The sequence below is a fragment of the Chitinophaga qingshengii genome (genome assembly GCF_014529935.1).
Taxonomy (GTDB): Bacteria; Bacteroidota; Bacteroidia; order Chitinophagales; family Chitinophagaceae; genus Chitinophaga; species Chitinophaga qingshengii.
This window is the reverse complement of record NZ_JACVFC010000002.1, coordinates 1110196-1126962: the sequence shown is the minus strand read 5'-3', so window position 1 is coordinate 1126962 and position 16767 is coordinate 1110196. Positions and strand designations below refer to the sequence as shown.

At 47.3% G+C, this 16767-nt stretch carries 10 protein-coding genes; all 10 read left to right on the top strand.

The annotated features are described in order from the left end of the window. The first annotated feature begins 71 nt into the window (after positions 1-71). The 10 genes from ICL07_RS19845 (at position 72) to ICL07_RS19800 (ending at position 16751) form a co-directional block, all read left to right on the top strand. A complete protein-coding gene (locus tag ICL07_RS19845; protein WP_188089758.1) occupies positions 72-3536 on the top strand; it encodes a SusC/RagA family TonB-linked outer membrane protein in 3465 nt (1154 codons plus the stop codon). Positions 3537-3547: 11 nt separating this feature from the next. Next, the gene (locus ICL07_RS19840) at positions 3548-5056 is read left to right on the top strand and encodes a RagB/SusD family nutrient uptake outer membrane protein (RefSeq protein WP_188089757.1); all 1509 of its coding nucleotides are present in this window, start codon (positions 3548-3550) and stop codon (positions 5054-5056) included. Positions 5057-5062: 6 nt separating this feature from the next. Next, positions 5063-5899 (top strand): endonuclease/exonuclease/phosphatase family protein, encoded by an 837-nt coding sequence (locus ICL07_RS19835; RefSeq protein ID WP_188089756.1) that lies wholly within the window; start codon positions 5063-5065, stop codon positions 5897-5899. Positions 5900-5907: 8 nt separating this feature from the next. Further along, a complete protein-coding gene (locus ICL07_RS19830; protein WP_188089755.1) occupies positions 5908-7956 on the top strand; it encodes a DUF5689 domain-containing protein in 2049 nt (682 codons plus the stop codon). Between the two features lie 558 nt (positions 7957-8514). Next, entirely contained in the window at positions 8515-9030 is a 516-nt protein-coding gene (locus tag ICL07_RS19825) for a hypothetical protein (RefSeq protein ID WP_188089754.1), read from the top strand. Between the two features lie 102 nt (positions 9031-9132). Next, complete coding sequence (locus ICL07_RS19820; RefSeq protein WP_188089753.1) at positions 9133-10077, top strand: ankyrin repeat domain-containing protein; 945 nt, start codon at positions 9133-9135, stop codon at positions 10075-10077. 11 nt (positions 10078-10088) lie between these two features. Next, positions 10089-10460 (top strand): hypothetical protein, encoded by a 372-nt coding sequence (locus ICL07_RS19815; RefSeq protein ID WP_188089752.1) that lies wholly within the window; start codon positions 10089-10091, stop codon positions 10458-10460. Between the two features lie 168 nt (positions 10461-10628). Continuing rightward, complete coding sequence (locus tag ICL07_RS19810) at positions 10629-11009, top strand: TfoX/Sxy family protein (protein WP_223152000.1); 381 nt, start codon at positions 10629-10631, stop codon at positions 11007-11009. Between the two features lie 607 nt (positions 11010-11616). Next, positions 11617-14811 carry a SusC/RagA family TonB-linked outer membrane protein gene (locus tag ICL07_RS19805; protein WP_188089750.1) on the top strand — a complete coding sequence of 1065 codons (3195 nt, stop codon included), beginning with the start codon at positions 11617-11619 and terminating at the stop codon, positions 14809-14811. Positions 14812-14831: 20 nt separating this feature from the next. Then, the gene (locus tag ICL07_RS19800; protein ID WP_188089749.1) at positions 14832-16751 is read left to right on the top strand and encodes a RagB/SusD family nutrient uptake outer membrane protein; all 1920 of its coding nucleotides are present in this window, start codon (positions 14832-14834) and stop codon (positions 16749-16751) included. The last annotated feature ends 16 nt before the right edge of the window (positions 16752-16767 follow it).

The following is a 16767-nucleotide window of genomic DNA, read 5'->3' as shown; positions in this document are numbered from 1 at the left end:
CATTTCTGCGTCCCGGGAACGCAGCAGGGTATCGTATGCCTGAAATGTCCTTTAAATTCTGAAATCAAATAATGATGTCCACCAAACAGCTTTACGCAACAAGACCTTCTCTTCCGCCAGGCACCATGCCCCGGCAGAACAGCAGTCGGCCAGCCGGCAAAGCCTCCCTATGGCCATGTATGCTGCTATTGTCTGCCATCCTGTGCCTGCAGGTACAGGCGCGCACCCTGGGCCAGTCCATCACCCTGTCGGGTAAAAACCTCTCGTTTAAAGAGATTTTTCATGCGCTGGAAAAACAAACCGGCTACGTGGTTTTCTACAACACTGCCATGTTGAGCAAAACAAAACCAGTCACCGTGGCCGCTAAAAACATGAACGTCGTTGATTTTCTGCGTTCGGTGATGGCCGATCAGCCTATTGATTTTGAGATCAGCGCCAAAACTATTACCATCAAGGAAAAGACTAAGGTCGCCGCCGCAGCGCCCGTTCAACCCGAAACATCACCCGCTAAAGATCCGCCGGTTAAAGGCAAGGTGGTCGACAACGAGGGGAATCCCTTACCAGGCGCTACTGTGGCTGTTGCCGGGAGTACTCATGGCGTGCAAACCAACGAGAAAGGAGAATTCACCATCGAGGCCGGCAAAAACGCCTCGCTGATGATCACCTATATCGGCTTTGAAAGAAAAATAGTGGCGCTGACACACGAACAACAACCTTTAAATATTCAACTCAATCCAGCTAAAAAAGATATCAACGAAGTAGTGGTGATCGGCTATGGCGCCGTTGCCAAAAAAGATCTTACCGGCGCGGTATCTATTGTACGCCCTGCCGATATCGAAGGTATTCCCGCTACCCGTGTGGACCAGATGCTGCAAGGCCGTATTGCCGGCGCTGAAATTGTTTCTGCCGACGGTGAGCCCGGCTCCGGTACTTCCGTGCGTATCCGCGGTACCCGCTCTATCACCGCCAGTAATGAACCACTCTATATAGTAGATGGTTTGATGGATGGTATCACCAGTCTCAATGAAATCAACCCTTCCGATATCGCTTCCATCAACGTACTGAAAGACGCGTCTTCTACCGCTATCTATGGCTCCCGTGGCAGTAATGGCGTTATCATCATCACCACTAAATCCGGTGCTAACAGGATGGGTAAAACGAATTTTGCCTTCCGTTCCGATCTCGGTAGTTCTGTACTGCCCCGTTACCTCGACCTGATGAATGCTACGGAGTTTGCCCAATTGCAAAACGACCGTTTTTATTTCGCCAGTTCAGCAAATCCTACCAGGCCGCTGGAAGAATATCCTTATCCTGATCCGTTAGCCCTGGGCGATGGTACCAACTGGACAAAAGAAATCACCCGTGTAGCGCCTTATCAGAACTACACCCTGTCGGCCAACGGCGGTGATAAAGCCACGCAGTATTACTTCTCTGCCAACTACAACGACAACCAGGGTATCATTAAAAACAGCGGTCTGAAACGCTACCAGGTACGCCTGAACCTGGACCGTACCATCAGCCGCTATGTGAAAGCCGGCGTACGTTTCAACTACTCCCAGATAGCACGTAAGCTCAATAACGCTGACGTGGGTACGAGTACGCTGTGGTACCGTTCCACCATCTTCCTGTCGCCCACTATGCCGGCGTATAAGCCCGACGGTAGTTTCAACGACTGGAACTCCCAGTGGTACAGCGGTACGCTGTTCGACTCTCCGCTGGCTAACGTGGAACTGAAACAAAACGACGCCCTGGAAAAAAGCCTTAGCTCTATGGGATATATTGAAATCACTCCGGTGAAAAATATACTCATCCGCTCTACGGTATCCTATACGGACTATAGTAAAAATGACAACCAGTTCACCCCTTCTACCATGCCGTCCCGCGCTAACGCCAACACCGGCGGCCTGGCATATAAACGCAGCTATTACGATAACAATATCCTGAACGAGAATACCATTACCTATAAGAATACCTGGAAAAAAGTTCACAACTTCGACGCGATGTATGGTTTCACTGTGCAGAAGAAAAAATTCAATAACATGACCGCCAGCGGTAACGGTTATTTTATTGATGATATCGGAACTAACGACCTGGGCGCTTTGCCTTCCAAGGAAACGATCAATATCGGTTCCTCCCTGGAGAACCAGGGCCGCGTGTCCCATCTGGCGCGTTTTAACTACAACTATCGCAACAAATATTATGTAACCGCAACGGGCCGCGCTGATGGCGCCTCCAATTTCTCCCAGAACCACAAATGGGCCTATTTCCCTTCTGCCGCGGTGAAATGGAATATTGCCAACGAGCCGTTCATGCGCCGTTTCAGGGATATCAGCGAACTGTCGTTACGACTGAGCGCCGGTACTTCCGGCAATGATGCGATCTCCCGGTACCAGTCTTTGTCCCGCCTTAATTCTACTTCCAGCGGTTATCTTTTCGATGGTAAACAACCAGTGGCCTATTATCCGGCCCGTATCGAAAACGAAGGACTCACCTGGGAAAAAACGACCTCCTACAACGCAGGCCTGGATTTATCCTTCCTCAATAAAAGGGTGGACATCTCCCTGGAAGTATATAAAAGCAATACCTCCGACCTGTTGCTGAGCGTGCAGTTACCTACGCATACCGGTTATAATACAAGACTGGCTAATATCGGCAAGACTTCCAACAAGGGTATAGAGCTGACTGTCAACACAGAAAACATGCGCCGGAAAAATTTCTCCTGGTCCAGCACTTTCACTATTGCACGTAACAAACAAATGGTAGAAGATATTGGTGGCCTGGATAGGGTAGCGGTGTATGAAAATCCTTATGGCGCGCAATACATGATGTATGGTTATGTGAAAGGTCAACCGTTGAATGCCTTGTGGGGTATGCAATACGCCGGTGTCTGGAAAAGCCAGGCGGAAATAGATGAAAATAAAAAAGACAAACAATACGCCTCCGCGGTGGCTGGCTTTTACCAGCCTGGCCGTCAACGTTACATCGATCAAAACCACGATGGCATACTGGACAACAATGACCTCGTGTATCTCGGTAACGCTGACCCGGACTTTTATGGCGGTATTCAGAATACTGTCCGGATTAAAAAACTGACTGTCTCTTTTTATTTCAACTACAGCGTAGGTGGTCAGATCTATAATCCAACCGAGTTGTTTATGGGTACCGGTACTTACCTGAGTAATCAGTACCGTTACATGGTAAACGCCTGGCATCCGGTACGGAACCCGACATCAGATTATCCGCGGGCAGATTCCAAAGATGATATTCCCAATGACCGGTTTGTACATTCTGCTACCTTCCTGCGTTTCAAAAACATCTCTATTGCCTATCCTATTAACCTGAGCAAGGTAACGGGTAAAAGGTTACAGTCCCTCTCCCTGTCGGTGGGAGGCAACAACCTGATGTTGTGGAAATATTATAACGGTTATGATCCGGAAGTGTCTACCCAGAGCGGTGGTTCTACCATGCGCAGAATGGATAATGGCGCTTATCCGTCCAGCCGTACCATCACTTTCGGTGCTGAATTAAAATTCTAAAAGTATTGGGTATGAAAATTAAATTGAAACATATCGTTGCCCTGCTGCTGTTGTCGGGTGTTACCGGGTTGACCGGCTGTAGCAAATTGCTGCAGGAAGAACCCCGCAGCTTTGTGAATCCTGGTGACTTTTTCAAAAACGAAAATCAATGTATTGCTGCGTTGAATGGTTGTTATAATCCGCTTACCAGCATCTATGTATCCGATTTGATCATTCCCCTGGAAGGGTCTACCGATCTGGCTTTTCTCAACTCTTCCCAGTTGGATGCCAAGTTCGAGATATCTCCAGCCAATCCGGGTATGGGTGACAACATCTGGAGTGCTTGTTACAATGGGGTGATGTATTGCAACGCCGCTATCGACGGTATTGAAAAAGCCACCATTCCCGCTGACCGGAAACCCGCGCTGAAAGCGGAAGGTATAGTATTGCGTGCTTTATATTACTATATCCTCACCAGCACTTTTAATGATGTACCTTATTATACGCAGAATATCGCCAGTCTGAACGATCTCACCGATGTGATGAAGCTGGGCCGGATGAGCGCCGTAGAAACAAGGGATAAGCTGATCAAGGAATTACAGGAGTATGCGCCGAAACTGCCGCAGACGCGTACTTCCGAAGTGCCACAGAACCGTATCTCCGCCGCTATGGCGTATATGCTTATCGGTAAGATGGCGCTGTGGAATAAACAATACCAGGTGTGCGTAGATGCCATGGAGGCTATCCGCAAAGTATACGGACAGCTGGCGCAGTATCCCTTACAGGATACCTGGTTCCGTAATAAAAATACGCCTGAGTCTATTTTTGAAGTGCAGTACATCTGGTCCGCTGCCGGTTTAAAGAAAACCACCAACGTAGCAGCTTTCTTCACACCTACCAAGGCTTCCGGTACCAGCACCTATGACGGTGTGAATATTCCCGAGCTGGGCACCAAAGCTAATCCTTTCAACTCCATTACACCTACTGAGTATTTCATGAAACTCTATGACTACGCAGATCCGCGCAGGGAGATGATTCTGGCTTACAGCTACAACGGCGCTTATTTCAAACGCCCAATGCAAAACAACGGTACCGGTAAAGCATGGATGGGACCTAAGTTCTGGTGCCCCGGTATGGATAATATCGCCGATGGTAACAACCAGAAAGTGTTCCGTTATGCCGATGCGGTGCTGATGCTCGCCGAAGCGGCCAATGAAACCGGTGACGCGGGCCTCGCACTGCAATGCCTGAACGAAGTAAAGAGCCGTGCGTATGACGGGCTGAAACTGCCTGCTTATCCGGGTAAGACCGAATTCCTGGAAGAAGTAAAAAAAGAACGAGCCCGTGAACTGATGGGAGAATACGGCCGTAAATGGGACCTCGTTCGCTGGGGCGTGTTTTATAAAGCTGTCAGCGAAACATCCGGTACCGAATATGAAACCATCAAAAACAACTTGCGGCCTTATCATGAGTATTACCCGATACCTGACAAAGAGGTAGTGCGTTCCGGTGGTATACTTGATAATCCTGCTTACAAATAATTATTTATGAAGAAACGTTTTTTATTATTGATTTTTTGCTGCCTGTACATGGCTGGCGCCCAGGCGCAGCTTCGGGTGCTGAGTTATAACATACTGGAAGGTATGGTGACCGATACTACCAAAGGGAAGACTGTTTTTGTAGACTGGGTGAAACAATTTAATCCTGATATCGTCGCTTTGCAGGAATGTAACAAGTTCACCCAGAAATCGCTGGAAGAGCTGGCGGCTACCTGGGGGCATCCTTATGCGGTGATTGTAAAAGAGAATGGGTACCCTACCGGTCTTACTTCCCGTTACCCTATCACCAATATTCAGAAGGTGACCGAAAACATGACCCATGGCTTTATTATGGCGAATGTACTGGATTACAATATTGTGGTATTGCATCTGAATCCGCATAAGTTCCGCAAAAGAAACGAAGAGATGCGCAATATCCTGGCCAACGTAGAACAGAAGAACAACAAAAAAGGCTGGATACTCATGGGGGATTTTAATTCCAACACCCCGCAAGACCTGCCCCGGCTGGACACTAACCGCGTGAAAGTTGCACATCTCAATGCAGTAAAGAAAAATCCCAATATCGAAAATCTGAATGATGGCAACATCGATTTCCAGGTGCAGCAACAGATGCTGGACGCAGGTTTCGTAGATGCGCTCTATGAATACGACCGTTTGGAAAGAGCTACCGCCGGTAGCGATACCATCCGCAGTAAATCCCGGATCGACTATATCTATCTCAGTAAAGATCTGGCGAAACGCGTAAAGACCTGTCATTTTATCTATGATGATTTCACGGCTAAGTATTCCGACCACCGGCCGGTTTACATGGAACTGAAAAAATAAATGCTGTCATGAAAAAACATCTGTTCAACTGTTATATACTCATTGCGGCAGGCCTGTTACTCGCTATTGCAGCCTGCCGTAAAACGGAGGCTTATCGTTTCAGTACGCCGCTGGCCATTGATGCCCGCATCGTCCGGATAGGCGCCGCTGCCGATACCACCCGCATCATCGTATATGCCGACGGCGACTGGAATATGGAACTCGCCGCTGAAACGCCCTGGCTGAAGTTACAAACGGCCAGCGGTCATGGTAAAAGCGATGCCCTCGTAGAAGCAACGGACAACAACGGTAATCTGCCCCGTGCCGCCAAACTGGTGGTAAAAGGCGGTGGTAAATCAGATACCATCATCCTGCAACAGAAAGGTATCACGCCCGTACTGGCTATCACGGATGAAACCGCGCAGACTATCGCCAACGGGGGTACGTATAAATCGGTGATCAATACCAATGTTCCGATGGACTTAATGACCATCGGTTACGGCTACGACTCTTCGGGAACTGCCAATTGGCTGTCCGGCCTGCAGATAAAAGATGGTTACCTGTTCTTTAAGGTAGATACCAATCAGCTGCCCGTGGCGCGGGGTGTGATGCTCCGCCTGAGCTACCTGGATGCATTGGGTACCACCACCAAAGACAGTATCCTCATTAAACAACAACCGGGCATGAGCTACGAAGGCGCGGTACAAAAAGACTTCGCTTATGTAAAACAGGCTTTGACCAATGGTGTTATTAATGAGAACATCTTTGTGGAAGGTGTGGTGATCAGCGATAAAGGTCATCCGAACATGGCCCAGAACCTGAATAAGACCACCGATAAACACAGCCTGGATAAAACGGAAAACAGTATAGCCGTTTACGTGCAAAGTCCGGATGGCAGCAGTGGTCTCTATTTCAAAACGAAAACACCCGGCGATAATATCTTCAACTTCAACGACCGGGTAAAAATATGGCTGAAAGGCGTTACAGTGCAACAACTGCAAAACCCCGCCCGTACTATTATTTCCGGTATCGATGTAATGCATATCATGAAAAAAGATGTAGGTACGGGTGTATTGCAGCCCAAAGAGAAATATATGTCTGCTTTAACAGATAATGATCTCTATACCTATGTGAAGTTAAAAGATGTGGAAATCTCCGTTCCCAGCGGGTCTTTCACCAATATCAACGAAGGGTATGTAGCACGTATGGATTGTTACCCGATGAATATCCGCGACGTACAAGGCAGCAGCATGTATATGCTCACCAACCTGGACGTATTATACCGTCGCGATGGCAAACGGGTACCACAAGGCTCCGGCGCTATTACTGGTATCCTCGTACACGAAGAATATGATCGTTATGGTGGTAATATCGGCCGGTATTCCATCCGTCACCTGAAACGCGAGGATATTGCGCTCAATGACGACCGTAACAACGGTTTCTCGAACGTCCTGGCAGAATGGAGCCGTTTTAAAACGGAATACGCCGCTACACCTACCGAAACACAAAATCCGCTCACACCGGATATCGGCAATGGCCGTATTTACCAGGCCGGTAAAAAATACCTGGACTTCACCAGCAACGGCATCACCGCTACAACAGACTACAACGGATTATTACAGGAACCTACTACCAACAAAGGCGCCGTCTCCAATGGCGGCTGGGGCGGTAAAGGCTGGTGGAATACCACTACCAACACCGGTGACTCCTGGGTGATTGAAGTATCTACAGCAGGTATCACTACGCCGGTATCTGTACAGATAGAAGGTAACAGCGATATCGGCGGTCCGCGTAACTTCGTGGCCGAGTGGTCTGTGGATAACACTTCCTGGAACAGTTTAGGCAGCTTTACTTTTGAAGATGTGGCTAACTGGTCCAATACCTTGCTCACACAGGTAGCAGGGCAGAAGGTGCTGAACTTCCAGTTACCGCAGGCAGCATCCGGACAAGATAAGTTGCTGGTCCGGCTGCGGGTGGCGAATAAGAATGCCGGTACCACGAATGCAGCGACGGGAGGAACGGTAACGGCGACGGCTACATGCAGGTTGTCGCATGTTTCGGTGAAGTATAATAAGTAGACATATTATCATATAATTAGCTAACAAAAAATGGCCGTCTTTAGAAAAGACAGCCATTTTTTGTTAGCATTGATACAGCATATCCTGTAGAAGTCTATATTGAGGAGTATCTTTCCGAACATTCAGCTATGTCCTAAGAAAATCTTTATCAATCATGTGTAATGAAAATCCCTTTTTTCTATTATTTAAACAGTTATTAGATAATACTCCTGCCACATCGCCATTTTTTGACGATTTAATTCGACAACTGAAGTACAGAAAAATTGTTTTGGAAACAAAGCAGGCTTATTCTTTATACGAGCTACGAAGAGGTATTGGAGAAAGGCCAGAGGTACAACTGAAGCAGTTCGATGTGGTATTGGGTAATTTGTCGGTATTTCAAGGCGACAAGATCAGTATTCACATGATTATATTCCGCTTTGAGAGCTATTTGTTTTTCACAAGTGAGGATACCAGTGAATATTTCGGGTATATTGGAGTACCCAATACGAGCGAGGTTATTTAATATTCATTACCAGGAATAAGGTAGGCGGCTGTTGTTTTGAAATCTTCTTTTTAATGAATGTTTTTTTATTCATACCTGAAACATTTTCAATGCAGATACACAGTTTAGTTTGCAGTACGTTAAAACAAATATGGCTGTTTGGCATTTTCTTTTGCTGTATGAATCATTTAAATGCTCAAATCCCAATAAAATCATGTAAAACCTTTATTTATATTGATGCCCTTAAAAGTGCTATGTCATTAGAACTGTCTCCTGATACGGTAACTATCAGTGAAGGAGAAGCCTTTTATTTAAGAATGTTTCTAAAGAGTTGTAAAGGGGCTATGTATTTTGAGCGCTATTCAAAGTCGAGCAATAAGATTGTTTTTAGTGGTAATTACCAGGATGCGGTTAAGCTTGATACCGTTGATGCCTGGGCAGTAGACCCGATGACGGGCATCCGTACTCCTCGTAAAGCAACGCACTATAGACCATCGAGAGCAGGTATATGGAAATATTATGATGATAAAGGTGAATTATTGAAGGAAGAAGAGTACAGAGCAGGTCAATTGCTTATGTCCAAAAAATAGTGGATGATGTTTGCCGGTTATTCCTGGTCTTGAATAGCTCCTTTTTTGAATACTTTTTGTATTAACTTCCTGTTTGTAATTTTTACCATTACCTCAATCTCCATGGCTAAAAACAAACTAGACACCTTTAAAAACCACCTCGGTTACAACGGGAAAAAAGTAAATATAGAAAAAGCCCTCGAGGAGCTGGAAGAAATCGGTGCGAATGCCACAAATGATATTGGTGAAACACCGTTGATCATTGCTGCCTACCTGGGTCAGACGGCTATATTAAAGACGGTCATCAATAAAGTGGACAACGTAGATTTTAGTGTACCTGAGAAAACAACAGCATCCGCACTGCTGGAGGCCTGTGGACAACGGCGGCTGGAATCTATTCAATTATTGGTCGAGGCCGGCGCTAACCTGGAACAGGAAGATAAATATGGACTTACGCCGCTGGCTAAGATTTTTACGAATACCTTTTCAGACCCTATTCCCTGTGCGACCTATCTGTTGTCTCAGGGTGCAAAGATGACAGAGCGGGTGATCAAACTAGGTGCAGCCTGGAACAGCGTGAAGTTCAATGAGTGGCTTAAAGGTGGTGCAGTGCTGGTCCCTGAAGTGACCACTAATAAAGCATCTCTGCCTTCACTGGATATCGCATATCTGCATAAAACCGTTAATAAAGAAAGCTATTTTGAAACAGCTAAAGTCATCTGGAAAACACTGGTGCCAAAATCCGGACAGGCTGATACCGTGCAGGGTGAACTATTAAGGGCTATTGAAAAATTAAGGGATGAAGCACAGCGAAATGGTAATGGTAATTTTAATAAGAATTGTCATGGGTTATTACTTGCTTTTTTAAGAAGATATCTGACAGATGAACATTGTTTTGATGAAGCTGTGAGAAAGGAAATTAGTGAAGACCTCGACAAGTTGTCTGTTGCTAACAGACCCTATACCGAGGATGATGTTTATGATCGTGTTACCAATAGGATTATTGATTGGTGTTTGAAGCAACCTGAATTGATGGAGCATATAAAGGATGAGCGTCTGTATTGTTAATTTGTATATCAATGAAAAGATATGCCACTATAGTGCTATGCATTGCCTGTTTAAGCACGGCGTGCCTGGATCCTTTTTTATGGGATGAAAAGAGAGTTATCGGAAATATCTACCTGGCGAAAAATGAAAATGCGTATGTTTTTCTGGCTATGAAGCATGATGGGAGCAATTATTTACCCCTGACAGATGATCATGTATTGGAAGTCGTTGTTGTTGATTCGGTTGTCTATATCAAGCAAATCGGAAGAGGGAACTTCATCGACACCAGTTATTGTTCAATATCTTTAAGGAATTGGGAGAAGACGGCATACGGTGAAGATGTCTATGAAGCCATGAAGCGAACTGCAATAGCAGGTAAGGGCATAGCGGTGACCGGGTGGTGAGCCTGTTGATGAAATGTGGATGGTAGTTAACCCTGAGATAAAAAACATTCATAAAACAGCGAGACCTAAGTGGACTATTCGCAATGTAATTGATAAATTCCCTGGTGCTTCTAGTCATGATGAAAAGGCCTTTTCAAAGTCCATGCGACTTCAGCAGAAGCAGAGCCAATGAGAAATCTTCCAAAGACAATTTCTTCCTACCTTCGCTCCATGAACGAAGAACAACTGATCTCCTGGGTGAGAAAATGTATGCAGCCTATCGGTCCTATCAGTACGCGGCCGGTCATGCAGGGCCACGCTATTTATCTGGATGGTGTTCTCTTCGCTTACGTGGCAGGGGAGCAGCTCTGGTTCCGGACAGATGACGAGAGCGACCTGGTGTTTGATGCGGCTGGCAGCGAATGGTTACAGAGCACCAAAAAGGATGGTACCGCCAGTTATGAGCCATACCGCAGTGCGCCGGAAGCGGCTTATACCGATGAGAAAGACCTGCGTAAGTGGGCTAAACAAGGGATGGCTGCCGGCAAACGTGGTAAAACGAAACTATAAGACTACTGTTACAGTAGTCTTATTTATTAAGTGTACTTTTTACCCTCATAGCGAAAAAAGTATGCGTCTTTGTTAAAATCGAATGAATAACCTACCATATTTTTCTTCATATTTGTTGAAGATTCAACCGAAATTTAAATACCCGTGCGAACCGGCAACTGAACACGTGAATCCCGAATAGTGCTATAAAATCAAAGCAGAACTGTATTTCCACCGATTAAACAAAAGCTGATCCTTGTACTGACGAGCGTTATGAAATCCTGAGATGATTTTTTTCCCACAGATCTTTTTTGACCGGACAACAACGATGGATGATGTTGATAATTTTAATGCAAACGATTGCATTTCAAATGATTAACGGCTGATGGCCACAACGTTAATGTCAACAACATCCGGGTTCTTCTTGATAATTTTAATGCAAACGATTGCAAGAAAATATTTATCAACCATAAAATGGGTGTGTATGTACAAACCTTTACCAGTACCACAATAAAAAGTATACAACAGTAACGTCAACCAAAGCAGTTTAATTACCTGCAGGCACCAGTATGTGCACTGCCAGCGAGACCTATGCCTGTAACGCACGGTCTGCCTAAATAAATTTCACATGAAAAACAACATCCTCTTTCTCCTATGCTGCATAGGGGTGTCATGGCTGCTACTACTGCCGGGAAAAACGCCTGCACAGCAGAAAACAACTGCCGCCAGGGAAGGTACCCTTAAAAAGGAAGTCCGCGGACAAGTCACCGACACCGCCGGATCACCTATGCCTGGCGTCACCGTATTGGTGAAAAACAGTCCCAACATCGGTACCACTACCGATATGAACGGCCGCTATATCCTGGTAGTTCCTGACAACACTACCGTGATCGTATACACGATGGTGGGCTATACGCCACAGGAAATACCACTGAGCGCCCGCAGCGTGATCAACGTCAAACTGAAAACATCTTCGAGTCAACTGAATGAAACAGTGGTCGTAGCCTATGGTAAACAGAAAAAAGCATCGGTGATCGGCTCTATTACCACTATTAATCCCGGTGAACTGAAAGTGCCTTCGAGTAACCTCACCACGGCACTGGCTGGCCGACTGGCAGGCGTTATTGCCTATCAGCGCAGCGGTGAACCGGGCATGGACAACGCAGAGTTTTTCATTCGCGGCGCTACCACCTTCGGCTACAAAAAAAGCCCGCTGATCCTCATCGATGGTATTGAATATGACGTGACAGAACTGGCCCGCCTCAATACAGACGATATCGCCAGCTTCTCTATCATGAAAGACGCTACGGCCAACGCCTTGTATGGCGCACGCGGCGCGAACGGCGTTATCCTCGTTACCACGAAAGAAGGTAAGGAAGGTAAAGCCAGGTTCAACCTGCGCCTGGAAAACTCCATCTCTGCACCTACCCGCGACGTACAACTGGCAGATCCTATCACCTACATGGAGCAGAACAACGAAGCGGTACTTACCCGCAACCCGCTGGCGCCGGTAACCTACCCGCAAAGTAAAATAGACAATACCAAAGCAGGTACCAACCCGGAAGTATTCCCTACTACCAACTGGAAAGAGATGCTGTTCAAAAAACAAACGGTGAATAAGCGCGCCAACTTCAACCTGGGCGGCGGCGGACAAATAGCCACCTACTTCGTGTCCGGCGGCTATACGAAAGACAACGGTATCCTAAACGTCGACGGTCGCAATAATTTTAATAACAACATCGACCTCACTACCTATACGCTGCGCTCCAATGTAAATATCCGCGTTACCAAATCTACCAGCGCGATGGTACGCCTGCACGGCACCTTCGATGAATATAAAGGTCCTATCGACGGCGGCGAAAAACTCTACCAGAAAATGATCTGGTCCAACCAGGTGCTGTTCCCGGCCTATTATCCGGCTGATGATGCGCACCAGTTTGTGACACACCCGCTGTTCGGCAACTTCAACAACGGCGAATACCTGAACCCCTACGCCGACATGGTGAAAGGATATAAACAATATTCCCGCTCCCTTATGCTGGCGCAGTTCGAGGTCAAACAGGACCTGTCTGCTTTCATTACGAAAGGACTGTCGGCACGTGCGATGATGAACACTAACCGGCAGGCTTATTTCGATGTGTCCCGCCAGTACACGCCGTTCTGGTACGCTGCCAACAACTACGATAAACTCAACAATACCTACGTACTCCGCGATATCAACCCCGATCAGGGCACGGATTATCTCAACTACGTACCGGGTAAAAGAACCGTGGCATCTACGTTCTACCTGGAATCTGCGGTGGACTATAACCGTACTTTCGATAAACATGGTCTGGCAGGTATGCTCATCTTCATTGCACGCAACAACCTCCAAACGATTGATGATATCTCCAATCCTTCAGTGAACCTGTTGCAGAAGTCGCTGCCTTCGCGTAACCTGGGCTTGTCCGGCCGCGCGACCTATTCTTATGATAACCGCTTCTTCGGTGAATTTAACTTCGGTTACAACGGTTCCGAACGTTTTTATAAAACGGAGCGCTACGGTTTCTTCCCTTCTGCAGGCGCGGCCTGGTTTGTATCTAATGAGAAATTCTTCAAACCGCTGGAAAGAGTGATCACCAAACTGAAGGTAAGAGCCAACTACGGCCTGGTAGGTAACGACGCTATCGGTAATGAAGACGATCGTTTCTTCTACCTCTCCAATGTGAACATGAACGATGGTAAAAAAGGCGCTACGTTCGGCGTGAACGGCGGTTATTCCCGTAATGGTATCTCCATCAGCCGCTACGATAACCAGGCCATTACCTGGGAAACAGCGAAGAACTCTACGTTCGGACTGGAGATCAGCCTGTTCAATAAACTGGACATCATCGCGGAATACTTTACGGAAGACCGTTACAATATCCTCATGGACCGCGCCTCCACGCCTAAAACGATGGGCCTGCAATCCACGCCCAAGGCCAATGTGGGCAAAGCGCATTCCAATGCCTTCGATTTTACGGCGGATTTCAATACCAACATCGGCAAGGATATTTTCCTGACCATGCGCGGTAACTTCACTTTCGCCCGTAATAAATTCAAAGCCTACGAAGAACCCCGCTATGATGAATGGTACCGTTACCACGTAGGATACCCGATTTCCCAACGCTGGGGATACATCGCTGAACGCCTCTTTATCGATGATGAAGAGGTAAGAAGCTCTCCCCAGCAGTCTTTCGGTAACTTCAAAACCATGGGTGGCGATATCAAATTCCGCGATGTGAACGGCGACGGACAAATTACCCCCAGCGATATGGTGCCCATCGGTTTCCCGACAACGCCGGAAATTATCTATGGCTTTGGTTTCAGCGCTAAATATAAAGGCATCGACGTGTCAGCTTTCTTCCAGGGATCGGCCCGTTCTTCTTTCTGGATCGATGTAAACGCAACTTCTCCGTTTATTGATGTAGATGGCGACAACAGCGTGACCTCTGAAACCCAGTTGCTGAAGGCCTATGCGGATAGTCACTGGTCAGAAGAAAACCGTGATCTGTACGCCCTCTGGCCACGTCTTAGCCCGGTGTTGAATACCAACAGCGCCCAGTCCAGCACCTGGTTTATGCGCAACGGCGCCTTCCTGCGATTGAAGCAGGTGGAGTTGGGTTACACGGTGCCACAGCGTTTAACGCAACGTATCCACATGTCTAATCTGCGTGTATACGCTAACGCTACCAACCTGCTGACTTTCTCCAAATTCAAACTGTGGGATATTGAGATGGGCGGTAAAGGCCTGGGCTACCCGATTCAGCGTGTTGTCAACTTTGGGTTGATGGTGGGCTTCTGATAACTTAAAAAATGTCAATCATGAGATATAAAATATTGATCGCACTGGTATGGATAGGCGCTTTCTGCTCCTGCAGCAAGTACCTCGATGTGGTGCCCGATAACGTGCCTACCATCGACAACGCTTTTACGCTGCGCTCTTCTGCGGAGAAGTACCTGTTCACCTGTTTTTCCTATATGCCTAAAAACGGGCATTTTAATGATAACGTGGCTTTCAACGGCGCGGATGAAGTGTGGTATGATGATCCTATCCGCGATGTGGATCCGACGAATTTTAACATCGCAAAAGGATTACAAAGTATGACCAGCCCACTGGCCAATTACTGGAGCGGTTCTGCCCGCGGCACTTCCCTGTTTGTGGGTATCCGCGACTGTAACACGTTCCTCGCTAACATCGGCCAGGTGCGGGAGTTGCGGCAGTATGAAAGAGAGCGGTGGATTTCGGAAGTGAAATTCCTGAAGGCTTATTACCATTTCTTCCTGCTGCGCTGCTATGGCCCTATTCCGCTGATGAAGGAAAACCTGCCGGTATCTGCCGGTTCTGAGGAAGTACAGGTATACCGTCAGCCGATAGATACCTGTATCAACTACATCGTGCAGCTGCTGGATGAAGCGGCCTCCAATGAATTTCTGCCCGCCAAACTGGAAGGTACGGAGAACTCCGAGCTGGGCAGAATCACCAAATGTATTGCCCTGGCGCTGAAGGCAAAAGTGCTGGTAACCGCTGCCAGTCCCTTTTTCAACGGTAACCCGGATTACAGCCGCATGGTGGACAATCGCGGGGTACAGCTGTTTCCCACTTCCTATAGTGCGGAAAAATGGGCCCGCGCGGCACAGGCTTGTAAGGAAGCAATAGACATGTGCCACGCTAATGGTTATACGCTGTATCACTTCCCGGGTAATTTTGGTTATAAAATCAATGACACCCTGCAAACACAGCTGGATATTCGTGCAGCCCTGACCGATAAACAGAGCAATACCGAAGTAATATGGCCCAACACCAACAGCACTGCCGGTGATATACAACGCTGGTCCATGCCGCTGATTGCCAACGGCGCCAGCACTTCCGGACCTAAAGGCATTATCGCCCCGACCATGAAGATGATTGAAATGTTCTATTCCAAAAATGGCGTGCCTATTACGGAAGACAAAACCTGGGATTACAGCAAACGTTATACGTTGCGCACCGCTGCTAACCCGGATAAATACTACATCAAGACCGGTGAACAAACAGTAGAGCTGCACTACGACCGCGAACCCCGCTTCTATGCGGACGTAGCATTTGACCGCGCGGTATGGTTTGGTAACTGGATACTGAACTACAACAAGGACAGTGCGCTGTATTTTGTAAAAGCCCGTGCCACGGAAATCGCCTCCAGAAGAGGTATCAGCAACTATTCCGTCACCGGTTATTGGGTGAAGAAAACAGTCAATATAGAAAGCAGTGCCGCTACGGATGGTAATATCTCCAGTAACACGGTTACCTATCCCTGGCCGGAAATCAGGCTGGCGGATTTGTACCTGCTGTATTCCGAAGCCCTGAATGAAGTCAACGGTCCGGGTGGGGCTACTACCCAGTGGATCAACCTGGTGAGGGCGCGTGCCGGCCTGAAGTCCGTGGAAGAATCCTGGACCAACTACTCCAAGAACCCTACGAAATTCACGACCAAAGAAGGTATGCGGGAGATCATCCAGCAGGAAAGATCCATAGAACTGTGTTTTGAAGGCCAGCGTTTCTGGGACCTGAGAAGATGGCGGACGGCGCACGTCGCGCTCAATAACCCGATCAAAGGCTGGGATATTACACAGAATGCGGCGCCTTCCTATTACAAGGAAGTACTGTTATTCAACCAGCGCTTTGGTATGCGTGATTACCTGTGGCCGATAGAAAATGCAGAGATGATCATCAACAAAAATCTGGTACAGAATCCAGGCTGGTAATCTTTTTAATGATGCT